The organism is Chitinophaga sp. MM2321 (assembly GCF_964033635.1).
Lineage (GTDB): Bacteria > Bacteroidota > Bacteroidia > Chitinophagales > Chitinophagaceae > Chitinophaga.
On record NZ_OZ035533.1, the window covers coordinates 218,395 to 232,133 of the forward strand.

Genomic DNA, 13,739 nt, shown 5'->3' on the forward strand with positions numbered 1-13,739 from the left:
AAAAATATCTGATCATCTGTAATTTCATTTTATGCCGGTTAACGTTAATGCAAAGGGTGTACAGCAAAATACTTTTGATGCCATTGTTATCGGCTCCGGTATCAGCGGAGGCTGGGCAGCCAAAGAGCTGTGCGAGCAGGGACTGAAAACACTGGTGCTGGAAAGAGGCCGGAATGTAGAACATATCAAAGACTATCCTACCGCTACCAAAGCGCCCTGGGAATTTAAACACCGGGGACAGATGACAAAGGAATTTTTACAGGAAAATCCTTTGATCTCCAAAGCAGCCGGATTCGGGGAAGACACCGCGCATTTTTTTATCAAAGACAATGACCATCCTTACATACAGGAAAAACCATTCGATTGGATACGTGGTTATCAGGTAGGGGGTAAATCCCTTACCTGGGGCCGCGCCTGCCAGCGTTGGAGCAATTTTGAATTTACGGCGCCGCAGCGTTACGGATACGGTATCGGGTGGCCCATAGATTATGAAACAATAGCACCCTGGTATGCACACGTTGAAAAATTTATAGGCGTATGCGGCACCCGTGATGGTATCGCCGCCATGCCTGATGGTGAATTTCTGCCACCGTTTGAACTGAATTGCGTAGAAGCACATATCCAGCAGCAGATCCGGGCTAATTACAAAGATCGTCACCTGGTACATGCAAGGTGGGCACATCTTACAGAGCCAAAGGAAATACATTTACAACAGGGAAGGGTAAAATGTCAGGCCCGGAATTTATGTATGCGGGGTTGTCCCTTCGGTGGTTATTTCAGTTCTGTTTCTTCTACATTGCCATGGGCAAAGAAAACAGGTAACCTGACCATCCGCCCGTTTTCTGTAGTGCATTCCATTATCTACGATGAGCAAAAAGGAAAAGCGACCGGCGTACGGGTGATTGATACAAACACAAAACAGATAACAGATTATTTTGCCCGCATTATCTTTTTAAATGCCGCTGCGCTCAACAGTAATCTCGTGCTACTCAACTCTACCAGCAAACGCTTTCCGAATGGGCTTGGTAACGACAACGGGTTGCTGGGAAAATACGTGGCGTTTCATAATTACAGGGCTTCTGTGAGTGCAGAAATGGAAGGAATGGAAGATAAATATTATTACGGACGGAATCCTACAGAACCCATTCTTGCCAACTACCGCAACCTGCAACGGCAGGATACGGATTATGTAGGCGGCTTTACCACTTTTATGGGCGCCTACCGGGGACGGGTAAACGAAGATTTATTAACAGAAAAAATTGGCGCAGATTATAAGAATGCATTGACAGAACCCGGTGGCTGGAAAACCTATATGTACATGCAGGGAGAAACCATTCAGAAAGAAACCAACCATGTAAGGTTAAGCCCTGATAAGAAGGACCAGTGGGGCATTCCCTTACTGATCATGTCTGTAGACTATGATGATAATGATGAAAGGATGATCAAAGATTTCCTCACGCAAAGTGCGGAAATGATGGACAAGGCAGGCTGTAAAAAGATTCAGCAGCATGATAATAAACAGGCTCCCGGCCTGGACATCCATGAAATGGGTGGATGTCGCATGGGCAGCGATGCCCGTACCTCTTTGCTAAACGAATGGAATCAGCTGCATCATTGCAAAAATGTATTTGTAACAGACGGCGCTGCGATGGCCAGCACCGGCAATCAGAGCCCCTCTCTTCTGTATATGGCCCTAACCGCCAGGGCAGCAGGCTATGCTGTCAGCGAAATGAAAAAAGGAAACTTATAGGCTTTATTTGATAATAACCCCTGCTGCCAAGGATTTGGTGGTATGAAGTGTGCATTGTCGCCTCTTTTTTCTGCCCGTTTCCTGCATAATCCGGCAAAAAAATGCGCTTTTATACTTGTCTTGTGATTTTTTTTGCCGAAATTAGTCATAGAATACCATCCTCCATGTTAAAACGGGAACGTCAGGCATATATCTTACACGAGGTAAACCTGCACAATAAGGTATTGTCGTCTCATCTGAGTGAGCAGATGCAGGTCTCTGAGGATACAATCCGTAGGGACCTGACAGCACTGGCGCTGGAAGGGAAGATCCTTAAAGTACATGGCGGCGGATTATCCAATTCGTTTCACCAGGGCATTGCTGCACAGGATGTTTATGCTATAGATGAGAAACGGACCATCGCACAAAAAGCCATCACGTTAATCAAGGACGGCATGTATGTATTAACAACCGGCGGAACGACCATTGTACAGCTGGCGAGGATACTACCCGCAGAGCTCCGGGCTACTTTTATTACCGTAAGCCTGCCGGCTGCTTTCGAATATGCAAATCATCCAAATATAGATGTGATTGTCATTGGTGATAGGCTCGCAAAAAATTCAAAGATCACCGTAGGCGGAGAAGCCATTTCAAAAATCAGGGATGTCCGCGCCGACCTGTGTTTCCTGGGCGTTAACGCCCTCGATGTAAAGGAAGGACTTACGGATAACGACTGGGATGTAGTACAGGTAAAAAAGGCAATGGTAACCACTTCCAGGAAAGTAGTCGCATTGTGTATCTCGGAGAAACTCAATACAGTAGAACACCTGAAAGTTTGTAATACGGAAGCCATAGATATATTGATTACAGAATTACCACCAAAGGCAAAGAAGCTACAGCCATATAGCAATAAGGGAATCAGGATCTTATAGGAAATCATCAACCAGCAACAGCCACCCAAAGCTGTGTTTTACAACAAACAAAACACGTAACTATTAAATCTTTTTTTATGAGAATTCGTCTATTAATGCGAATAGTGGGATGCAAGGGCCTGTTGCTCTTACTATTTATGAATTGCCTCGCAGCTGCGGCATTTGCGCAGACGAAAATATCCGGCAGGGTCACAGACGAGGCCGGTTCGCCACTACCAGGTATTACCGTAACCATCAGAACTACAAAGCTAGGCACACAAACAGATGCAGACGGCCGGTACAACATCAGCGTAAACCTGCCTCCCGGCAACTATACGCTGGCTTTTTCCGGCGTAGGATTCAAACAAAAAGACAGTAACGTAACATTGCGTGCAGGCGCCACCGTTACACAGGATATACAACTGGCAGTATCCGTGTCAAAACTGGATGAAATTGTGGTGACCGGTACTTCAGAAGGAACGACACGAAGACAGTTAGGTAACTACATCAGCACCGTAAAAGCCGATGAACTCAATAAAGGCGGTACCGGCAACGTGCTGGCGGCATTGCAGGGGAAAACAGCCGGCGCACAGATTTCACAGAACTCCGGTGATCCTTCCGGTGGCATCTCTGTAAAACTGCGTGGTATCAGTACTATCTCCGGTTCTACCGAACCTTTATATATTATTGATGGCGTTATTATCGATAACTCCACTACCCGCGTTACCAATGCAGATCCCAGCTACGCCGGCGGTACATTCGTTGGTAGTGTAGGACAGAACCGGCTGGCAGATATTAACCCCGCAGATATTGAACGCGTGGAAGTGCTGAATGGTGCCGCCGCCGCTGCTATCTATGGTTCCAGGGCCAACGCCGGTGTTATACAGATCTTCACCAAAAGAGGAAGCGCCGGTGCGCCGGTAGTTAATTTCTCTACCAATTTTTCCGTTAACCAGCTCCGGAAAAAACTGGATGTGAATGAAGCGCCTGTTAAATTTGGCGGCCCGCCGGATGTTTCTACACAAAATATCCTGACACCGGCAGTAACCACTACAACGGATGTAAAACGGTATGATTACCAGGACTTCATTTTCCGCACAGCAGTAGGAACTGATAACAACATTTCAGTAGCAGGTGGGAAGGACAAAACAAAATATTTTGCTTCTGCCAGCTATCTCTATAACCAGGGCATTATAAAAAATACGGATTACAGCCGATACAGTTTCCGCATAAACCTGGACCAGGAGCTGAATGACTGGATCAGCTTCAGCGCCAGTCTTAATTACATCTATAGTAAATCGCATGAAAAACCCGATGGTAATACGTTCTATTCTCCCATGAACTCCGTCACCATTATCGGTAACTATTACGACATAGGACAAAGAGATGCATTGGGTAACCTGATGGCAGTGGGCGAACGCGGACGTGTAAACCCCACCTCTGTTATAGAAGATTTCAGACAACAACAACAGGTAGGCAGGGTGATTGCAGGCGCCGGTATCAAGCTGAATCCCATCAAGGATTTAACGATAGATTATCGCCTCGGTATAGACAACTATAACCAGGACGGCACAACGTTTATGCCGGCATTCGCATACAATGTGAGCCCTGGCTTTTACGGCGGCGGCCCTAACCTGGACCCTACACAGAACGGGTATGCCAGCGCAGGTTCCAACACCTCTTTCATGATCAATCATGACTTGAATGCAACCTATAACTGGCAGATCAGCGATAACCTGGCCTCCGTTACACAGGTGGGGTATTCTTTGCAATACCAGCGCATGCATTATTCTTTGCAGCAGGGCAGAGGGTTACCGCCTTTTGTGCAAACAGCGGATAAGGCCACCACGATCATTCCCGGCGCAGATCAGCGCACGGAGTTGTCTATTTCCGGTGAATATATCCAACAGAATTTTAAGTACCGCAATCAACTCTTTCTTACCGGTGCGTTGCGTCTGGACGGATCTTCCGTATTTGGTGAAAATGAACGCAACCAGTTGTATACCAAGTTGAGCGGTAGTTATGTATTATCAGGAACAGATTTCTGGGAGAAGTCTTCAGTAGCACATTGGTGGAACCTGTTGAAATTGCGTGCAGCCTACGGCGAATCCGGTAACCTTACCGGTATCCCCGCTTATGGCAGGTTCAATACTTACATTGCTACGGCTTTCATCGGCGCTTCTTCCTTCCAGTCTTCCACCACTTATACAGATCCGGATGTGAAGCCGGAAAGACAACAGGAACTGGAAGTAGGTGCTGACCTCGCCTTTTTTGATAATCGTTTAGGCTTATCCGTTAACTACTACAACAAGCGGGTAAAAGACCTGCTGATCAGCAGAGCGGTGGCGCCTACAAATGGTTACTCCTTCGTGCAGGGCAACATCGGTACGCTGGAAAATAAAGGTGTTGAAGTGATCCTGAACGCCACCCCGGTGAAGACCACCGATTTTAACTGGGACCTGACCGCCATCTTCAATCATAACACCAACAAAGCAGTGGATATCGGGCAGTCGCTGGTATTATATAATACAAATGGTGGTGCGCCGATTGGTATCGCCAATGGTGAGCCGATAGGCTTCTTCTATGGCACCTTCTACGCCCGCGATGAAAATGGCAACATCCTGAAAAACCCCGCCGGTATACCGGTAACAGAAGCGGGTAAACAAACAGGCCCGCTCACTTATGAAACACAGCGGGATCCTGCAACAGGGCTGCCACCAAAAACAGCATCTGCATTGAATAAAAAGATCGGTGATCCCAATCCGCAATACACCGCTACGCTGACGAATGATTTCAGGTATAAAAAACTGGGGCTCCATATTCAGCTGGATGCCTTGCAGGGCGCCGATGTATTTAATGCCGACTACAGAACACGGCAGGGTGTTGATAATGGAAAAATAGCAGAACAGGAAGACAGAGGGCAGATACCACGCGGGTATATTGCAGGCGTTTACAATATCCTGGAGTTTAGAATTGATGACGGCTCTTTTGTAAAACTGCGGGAAGTATCGCTGAGTTATAGTTTCAACAAAATAAAAGGGTTGAGTGACCTCACAGTAAGTGTGGGTGGCCGTAACCTTATTTCCTGGGATAACTACAAAGGATATGACCCCGAACTGAATGCAGGAGGGCAAAGTACCATATTACGCGGTATTGATTTTGGTTCGGTACCGATACCAAGAACCTTTAATGTTGGTATCCGTGCAAAATTCTAAACCATTAAAAAGGTCAATCATGAAACCATATATCCAGCTATATAAATATTGTACGATCACTGCGTTGCTGTTGTTAGCGGTGGCTGCATGTAAAAAGAATTACCAGGACCCTTCCGGACCTTCGTCAACACAGGCTTACAGCTCCCCGACCGCACTCACAGATGTGGCGGTGGGCTTGCAGAACTGGTACGCCAGTACGCGGGTAGGGTTATTGTATACTACTGTTACAGCCGGTAGTTTACTCACCGGTGAAACCTATGTTACCAATCCCGGTAATACAGATGAAGCCCAGGTAGGCACCGGCGGCAAGGCCATTTTAAATACCAATTCCATTGTTACCGGCATGTGGGGCGTATCAAATAAGATCGTGTATGAAGCCGACAATGTATTGAGGAATACAAACACCGTTGTAACCGATAAAGGCTATGCCAGCGGGCTCATAGCCTACACGTCTATCTTCAAAGCGTTGGCGCTGGGGGTACAGGCTAATTTCTGGGAACAGGTGCCTGATACAATCGGCAAACCCGATTCAGTTACCACCGATGTGAAATTTATTCCTGGTAAACAGGGATACGCCAGGGCAGTAGGCGTATTGGACAATGCGATCAACGTAGTAACGGCAACGCCTATAGGTAGTAATTTCGGCGCTTATATTCCCAAAGGCATCAATATCGTTAACACGTTATATGCGCTGAAAGCCCGCTATGCTTTGTATGCAGGCGATTACGCCACGGCACTGGATGCCGCGGGTAAAGTAGTCCTCACGGCCGATGGAAAGTCTGCGTTCGTCTATAATGCGCAGATCACCAATCCTATCTATGCGTTGGTAACGGCTACCAATAATATTTACCAGGTAGTGGATTCGAGCATGGGACTGCCGGTAGCACTGCAACCGGACCTGTCGGATAAGCGCGTACCATTCTACATCTCCCGGCCGTCGAAAGGACCCCGTTTCAGTATCAACGGCTTCTTTAAAAGTAACCTGGATACCGTTCCTATCTTCCTGCCGGGAGAGATCATGCTCATAAAAGCAGAATGCTATGCACGTATGAATAATGTCCCAGCAGGACTGATAGAACTGAATAAAGTAGTGACCAAAACACCCGGTGAAGATCCGTATGGAGTAGGTGCTGGTCTGCCGCCGGTAGTGGCGCTTACACAGCAGGACCTGTTGACACTGATCTATAAACACCGGCGTATTGAATTGTTTATGGGCGCACAGGAGCTGGAGGACAGCCGGCGTTTTGGCCGCCCGGAAGCTGAACGGAAAAGCAATTATTTCCCTTATCCGTTTGTAGAAAGAAATGATAATCCGAATACACCAGCCGACCCGGATTGATGATGGTCTGGTTGAGGTGATACATACGGCAGACGGGCGTAGCGCGCTTGTCTGCCGTTATTGTTTTATGTTATATTTTTTAGGGAGATGATAAAACGCCCCCTTATATGCAGGAATGCTTTTGCCGGGATGTCTACACATTTCCCGGTGTGGTCGCTTCTTCTTCCCGATAAATAGTGGATCGGGTAACTTTGTACCATTATTTATTGTAAACTTACTATTAAATCATCGGCAGGAGTGTTAGATCAATTGAAAGCAAATATCAGGTACAGGCATATCATGATCGCGCTTCATGTGCTCATCTGGAGCATGTTGCTGCTGCTGCCTTACTTTGTTTCTACAGCAGACAATGATTACAGGGTCGGGCCCATACCCGGACTGTTCTTCACTTTGGCAGGCTTTATCCACATCATCATTTTTTATGGCAATGCTTACCTGCTGTATCCGCGGTTACTCAACTGGCGTTACTGGTGGCTGTATATCATCGCTGCTGTGTTGCTTTTGGTTGGGTCATTTCAGTTGAAATACCACATCATGGCGGCCTGGTTTCCGGAATTGCTGAAAAATGTGGGCGCTTATAAATTTGTATTCGGGCCTTCTGTTGTTGTATTTATCATCAGTATTATTTATCGTAAAATAATTGACCGGGCACGTTTTGAAAAAGAACAGAAAGAAAAGCAGGCAGCACAGCTTTCTACAGAGCTTAAATTTCTGCGCTCACAGATCAGTCCGCATTTTTTATTTAACGTTTTAACGAACCTGGTTTCGCTCGCAAGAAAAAAATCTGATCGGCTGGAACCTTCTCTCATCAAGCTTTCTGACCTGATGCGTTATATGTTGTATGACTCACAGGGAAAGAAAGTAGCTGTAACAAAAGAAATAACATACCTGAACAGTTATATTGAATTACAGAAACTGCGTTTTGGAAATGATGTGAAGATTGACAACAATATTGTGCTGGATGAATCGGCTGATCATTGCAACATAGAACCCATGCTACTCATCCCTTTCGTGGAGAATGCATTTAAGCATGGGGTGGGTTTAAAAGATCCGTGGATCAACATAAAATTAACGGTAAAGGATGGCGGACTGTTGTTTGAAGTGTTGAATCAGTACGATAATGAACCTGGTGAGAGCAAGGACGATAGTTCAGGTATTGGGTTGTTGAATGTGAAGTCACGGCTGGACTTGTTGTATAAAAATAACTATACCCTGACTATCAATAACGATGATAACCTGTTTCATATTACCTTAACTTTGAAGTTAACATGATACGCTGCATTGCTGTTGACGATGAACAACTTGTTCGTGACCTGCTGGAAGATAATATCCGGCAGATCCCCTTTTTGCAGTTGGTGAAGACCTGCAAAAATGCGCTGGAAGCGGCAGAGGTGTTACAAACCACCCAGGTTGACCTGATCTTTCTTGATATACAAATGCCCCGGCTGAATGGGTTGCAGTTTTTGCAATCGTTAAAAAATCCGCCGCTTGTTATTCTTGTTACCGCATACGAGCAGTATGCACTGGAAGGTTTCAATTTACAGGTAGCTGATTACCTGTTGAAGCCTTTTAGTTTTGAGCGTTTCCTGAAAGCCTGTAACCGCGCCAATGATTTATTCCGGCTGCAACAACAACCCGCTGCCACAGAAGAGATCACGGACTTTTTTGTCAATGTGGAATATACCCTTGTGAAGATCGTCGTGTCAGATATTACTTACATCGAAGGACTGAAAGACTATATCAGGATCCACCTGTCGTCTTCCCCAAAACCTGTACTTACGCGTATGACCATGAAAGCGATGGAAGAAAAACTACCTGCTGCTGCCTTTGTACGCACGCATAAATCCTTTCTGGCGGCGGTTGCAAAGATCACTTCCATCAAGCGTGACTTTGTATGTATCGGGGTAACAGAAGTGCCCGTCAGCGAGTTTTACAAAGAGAATATTACCCGCATGATCAACCGCCCAGAAAAATAGGTTACCAGAATTTTACTTTTTGTCGCGACACTTTCCGGTGTCATCTACTCTCCAAAAAAGCAGTTGTTATACCCGCTAGTTTTACCTGTAAATAACATTGCAGGCCATGAAAAACTATGCAGTAAAATATTTGTTGCCGGTTCTTTTACTAACCTGTGCCGGTCGCTTTTCTTTCGGGCAGCAACAGGCGGCGGATTCGCTTCATCACCTGGATACTATTCCCCGGCAGCGTACGCGCACCCTGCACGTAGTAACGGTAAGTGCAGGTTCATTCGAAGCCAGCGATAAGGCCAAAGGGGCCTCCCTTACACCCATCGATGCTGTGACGGTAGCAGGCAGTAATGGCGACATTACACAGGCGCTGCGTTCACTGCCCGGTGCACAGCAGATCGGGGATAAAGAAGGCTTGTTTGTGCGCGGTGGTACCGGTGAAGAAACAAAGCAATTTATTGACGGCACGCTGCTCAGAAATCCGAACTACCCATCCGTTCCCGGTATTCAGCAATATGCCCGTATCAATCCTTTTTTGTTTAAAGGGATCTTGTTCAGCTCCGGTGGTTATTCGGCCTTATATGGCCAGGCTATGAGCAGCGCCCTGATTATGGAGAGTGTGGACCTGCCGGAGAAATCATCCGCGAGTTTCAGCCTCTTCCCGGCCAATACCGGCATCGGGTTCCAGCAGCTGACAAAAAACAACCGCAGCAGTTATGGCGTTGACTTACATTATAGCAGTCAGCGCATCTATAATTCCGTTGTGCCGCAAAAACCTGATTTTTTTGCAGGGCCTGAATACATAGATGGCGATGCTAATTTCAGGATTAAGACCGGCAAAACCGGTATGCTGAAATTTTATACAACCTGGGATGTCAGTGATGTGGGCATGTATAATCCCGATATAGACAGTGCTGCGTTGCGGTCGGGCTACCGGGTGAAAGGAAAGAGCAGCTACAGCAATCTCAGTTATCGCAATGCGCTGAATGATGACTGGAAGATGGATATAGGGCTGACTTACAGTTATAACCGGATTACTACCAATAATAACCTGGTAGATGCCAAAGGTGCGGAGGTAAGTTTACCGGAAGCGCCGTTTAAGGATAAGTTCCGCTACAGCCGCATCACCTCCAATTTTGCGCAGGCCCGTATGGTGTTTACACGAAATTTTTCCCAGGGACAGGCCATCCGTTTTGGTGCGGAACATTTTTATTCGGAAGATAAAGGAACTGCCAATGATAGTGCACTGGCGCTTACCGATAACCTGACGGCGGCATTTGCCGAAGGCGATATTTACCTGGCTGATAACCTGGCTGCAAAAACAGGTGTTAGAATGGAATATTCTTCGCTGCTCCGCAAATGGGTGATTGCGCCACGTATCAGCCTGGCCTATCGCTTACCGGATGGTGGTCAGTTTAATGTAGCCTATGGCATTTTTTACCAGGAACCACAAAATGATTTTTTATATCATAACCGCGACCTGAATTTTTCAAGCGCCACACACTACGTGCTCAACTATACGAAAAAGATAAGTAACCGCCTCTTTCGCGTGGAAGCCTATTACAAACATTATAACGATCTCGTGAAAACATCGCCCGGTATCAGCACTGCCGGTACCGGCTACGCCAAAGGATTGGAATTTTTCTTCCGGGATAAAAGATCCATCAAAAACCTGGACTACTGGATCACCTATACTTACCTCGATACCAAAAGGGATTTCATGAATTATCCGTATGCACTGAGCCCTTCGTTTGCAGCGCCGCATACGGGGACTATCGCTATCAAAAAATTTATTCAAAGTATCTCCACCAGTGTGAATGTATCGTATGCAGTGGCCGCCGGCAGGCCCTATTATGATATCCGTTATAATCCTGCTATCAATAGCTGGCAGTTATACGACCAGGGAACTACCAAAGCTTACAGTGTGATGAACCTGCATGTTGCTTACCTGACATCTTTCTTTAAGCATTGGAAGCGAAAGGATTTTTCAGGCTTCGCCTTTGGTGTAAATAATCTGCTGGGCACCAGGCAGGTGTTTGGTTACAACTATAGTTATGATGGGCGTAACAAGATGCCCGTTACGTTACCTGCTACCCGGAACTATTTTATCGGTGTCTTTATGAGTTTTGGTATAGACCGTACGGACGATTTTCTGAATGATAATCTGTAAAAAAAATTTGTAAACAATTAATAAAACAACAACCGTATGAAAAAGTTAATCATTTCTTTCCTTGTCTCAGCACTGGCTTTAACCGGTATCTATGCACAAAATGGGAGTACCAGTAATACCCTCGAAAATGCAGTATCCGCACTGGATAAGGCCACTTCAGCAAAGGATTATGAAGCCCTGGAAAAGGATTTTTCAGCGATAGCCGCATCACAGAAAACTGCGTGGCTGCCCTATTATTACGCTGCTTTTTGTAATGCAAAAATCGGCTTCCTGTATGAAGATGATGGAGAAAGGATAGAACCTTACAGCAACAGGGGGGAGGAACAAATAAAAACGGCCCGGTCGCTGCTGGATAGCAGTAAACAAAAAACGGAACTATCTGAAGTGTACACGGTACTAAGTATGGTATACCGTACAAAAGTGTTTATCAATCCCATGACTTATGGCCGCAAATACGGGATGCTTTCTGACCAGTGTCTGAAGCAGGCAAAACAATTGAATCCGGAAAATCCAAGGGTTTTATACGTGGAAGCATGGGTGAAATACTATACCCCGAAAATGTGGGGTGGCGATAAAACGCTGGCAAAGCAACTGGCAGAACAAAGTCTGGCAAAGCTTTCCACAGCAACAGCCGGAGTTGCGCCACATTGGGGGAAAGCAGAAAATCAGGCGCTTTTAAGTAAATACAAATAATTCTTCACCGATAAATTTAATGATCATGATATTCCCATTCATCATTATAATCAGGATACTGTTTGTAGCCTGTATGGTATTTATTATCGGTTATGTTTTTGGCGGGTTCTCAAAGAAACGCGGACTGACTGTGATTACCAAGGTAGCTGCTATCCTTGCTATCGTGCTTTTTATAAGCGCCAATGTTATACTCATGCGTTTTGCATGGCATCATAACGATGGAAAAGATAACTGGCGTCACTGCGGACCTGTTCAAACGGAAAAGCAGCAATAAGCAGGAGTAGCTATTTGCGCAGGTTGTGTGAGTGGTGATGGTAAAATGCACCGTTCACACAACCTGCTACTTTGATGTAACCGGCACCACTACTTGTAGCTTGGTGAAATCTGATTCATCTCCCCTGGGTACACCAATATCGAAATCGCTTCTGTTTACTTTGAAGTTGCCCGTGAAAACACCATTGCCCCCATTATTTTTGAATGTAAATGGAATGATAAAGTTCTTTTTAATGCCATGCATTTCCAGTTCGCCTTTGGCTTCGTATACAGCGCCTTCTTTTGTTACGGAGGATGATACAAAATGAATGACCGGGTATTTGTCGGTATTAAACCAGCTCTCACCTTTGGCATGCCTGTTTTTCAGCCGGTTGCCGGTATTGATAGACGCAACATCAATGGTGACATCAAATTTTGCAGTGGAAACGTTTTGCTCATCAAAAATAATGGTCCCCTTTAATTTTTCGAAGACCCCATCGGCATACCTACCTTCAAATTTTACGGAATAGCCGTTGTTAATTTTCCATTGCGGGGAAGTAATGAACGTAAAGGCAGAAACGAATACTAATAGTACGGCGATGATCGGGTAAGCAATGCGTTTCATTTTAGTTCTTTTAATAATTAGTAAATCGAAAAATACCGGGGACGGGATATGCCTGTCTGCTGTCAAAATTAAGAAAGGATGCGCTTACTTGTAACAGGTTGGGTAAAGAATACCGGAGACAAATAAGATAATGCCCGTTTTTTTAGTATTTTAGGCCCTGCTGTCAACCAAAACCAGATACAAGAAAAGATAACAGTTTTCCTACGTAATGCATGATAAAGATAACTTAGACAGTGAGCGGGTACTACTGCAACGTATTGCTGAAGGCGATGGAAACGCCTTCCGTCAGCTGTTTGATCAATACCGTGATTTTATTTATTCTTTTGCGTTACGTATGACAGAATCCGATACCATCTCCAAAGATGTGGTACAGGAAGTATTTATCAAAATATGGTTGCAACGGGAAACCCTTTCTTCGTTGCATAATCTACCCGCCTATATCAACCGCTTAACCCGGAACCACGTCCTGAACGGGATCAAAAGAAAAGCATTCGAAACTACATTGCTAAAAGACCTGCATGCCGGCGAGCCTGATATTAAACGAAACACACCTGAAGAAACGCTCCTGAATAAAGAACTGGAGAACCTGATGAGCCGCGCCATCAACCATTTACCAAAGCAGCAGCAAAAGGTATACCGCATGAGCCGGATGGATGGTTTAAAACATGAGGAGATCGCCCGGGAGCTGCAAATTTCCAGGGAAACGGTCAAAAAGCATATGATGGCCGCCATATTGTCTATGCAACATTATATAAGAATACACGGCGGACCTGTCAGTATCCTGGCGATTTGTTTTGTTGGGTTGAGCCGCTAAAAAAATATTTCTCCTGCTACTACC

General features: G+C 45.6%; 11 protein-coding genes. 10 read left to right on the plus strand and 1 reads right to left on the minus strand.

The genetic code is table 11. The features are described 5' to 3' along the window. Positions 1-31 precede the first annotated feature (31 nt). The 9 genes from ABQ275_RS00820 (at position 32) to ABQ275_RS00860 (ending at position 12,298) form a co-directional block, all read left to right on the plus strand. Positions 32-1,750, plus strand: coding sequence for a GMC family oxidoreductase (locus ABQ275_RS00820; RefSeq protein WP_349316361.1), 1,719 nt, complete (start codon positions 32-34; stop codon positions 1,748-1,750). Positions 1,751-1,914: 164 nt separating this feature from the next. Continuing rightward, positions 1,915-2,661 carry a DeoR/GlpR family DNA-binding transcription regulator gene (locus ABQ275_RS00825; protein ID WP_349316362.1) on the plus strand — a complete coding sequence of 249 codons (747 nt, stop codon included), beginning with the start codon at positions 1,915-1,917 and terminating at the stop codon, positions 2,659-2,661. A 77-nt stretch (positions 2,662-2,738) separates the two neighbouring features. Then, on the plus strand, positions 2,739-5,855 hold the full coding sequence (locus ABQ275_RS00830; RefSeq protein ID WP_349316363.1) for a SusC/RagA family TonB-linked outer membrane protein: 3,117 nt from the start codon (positions 2,739-2,741) through the stop codon (positions 5,853-5,855). A gap of 19 nt (positions 5,856-5,874) precedes the next feature. After that, a complete protein-coding gene (locus ABQ275_RS00835) occupies positions 5,875-7,194 on the plus strand; it encodes a RagB/SusD family protein (protein ID WP_349316364.1) in 1,320 nt (439 codons plus the stop codon). A 237-nt stretch (positions 7,195-7,431) separates the two neighbouring features. After that, positions 7,432-8,466, plus strand: coding sequence for a histidine kinase (locus tag ABQ275_RS00840; protein ID WP_349316365.1), 1,035 nt, complete (start codon positions 7,432-7,434; stop codon positions 8,464-8,466). Then, positions 8,463-9,170, plus strand: a complete 708-nt coding sequence (locus ABQ275_RS00845; RefSeq protein WP_349316366.1) for a LytTR family DNA-binding domain-containing protein — start codon at positions 8,463-8,465, stop codon at positions 9,168-9,170. The genes ABQ275_RS00840 and ABQ275_RS00845 overlap by 4 nt, the downstream gene beginning before the upstream one ends. Positions 9,171-9,276: 106 nt before the next feature. After that, positions 9,277-11,331, plus strand: coding sequence for a TonB-dependent receptor plug domain-containing protein (locus ABQ275_RS00850; protein ID WP_349316367.1), 2,055 nt, complete (start codon positions 9,277-9,279; stop codon positions 11,329-11,331). Between the two features lie 36 nt (positions 11,332-11,367). Beyond that, positions 11,368-12,024, plus strand: a complete 657-nt coding sequence (locus tag ABQ275_RS00855; protein WP_349316368.1) for a hypothetical protein — start codon at positions 11,368-11,370, stop codon at positions 12,022-12,024. 25 nt (positions 12,025-12,049) lie between these two features. Continuing rightward, positions 12,050-12,298: a hypothetical protein gene (locus ABQ275_RS00860; protein WP_349316369.1), complete on the plus strand. Its 249-nt coding sequence runs from the start codon at positions 12,050-12,052 to the stop codon at positions 12,296-12,298. Positions 12,299-12,364: 66 nt separating this feature from the next. Here the strand turns inward: ABQ275_RS00860 and ABQ275_RS00865 are convergent, their stop codons facing one another. Next, positions 12,365-12,901 carry a YceI family protein gene (locus tag ABQ275_RS00865; RefSeq protein ID WP_349316370.1) on the minus strand — a complete coding sequence of 179 codons (537 nt, stop codon included), beginning with the start codon at positions 12,899-12,901 and terminating at the stop codon, positions 12,365-12,367. A gap of 208 nt (positions 12,902-13,109) precedes the next feature. On the opposite strand from ABQ275_RS00865, the gene ABQ275_RS00870 reads away from it, so the two are divergent. Beyond that, positions 13,110-13,715, plus strand: a complete 606-nt coding sequence (locus ABQ275_RS00870; protein WP_349316371.1) for an RNA polymerase sigma-70 factor — start codon at positions 13,110-13,112, stop codon at positions 13,713-13,715. Positions 13,716-13,739: the final 24 nt, after the last annotated feature.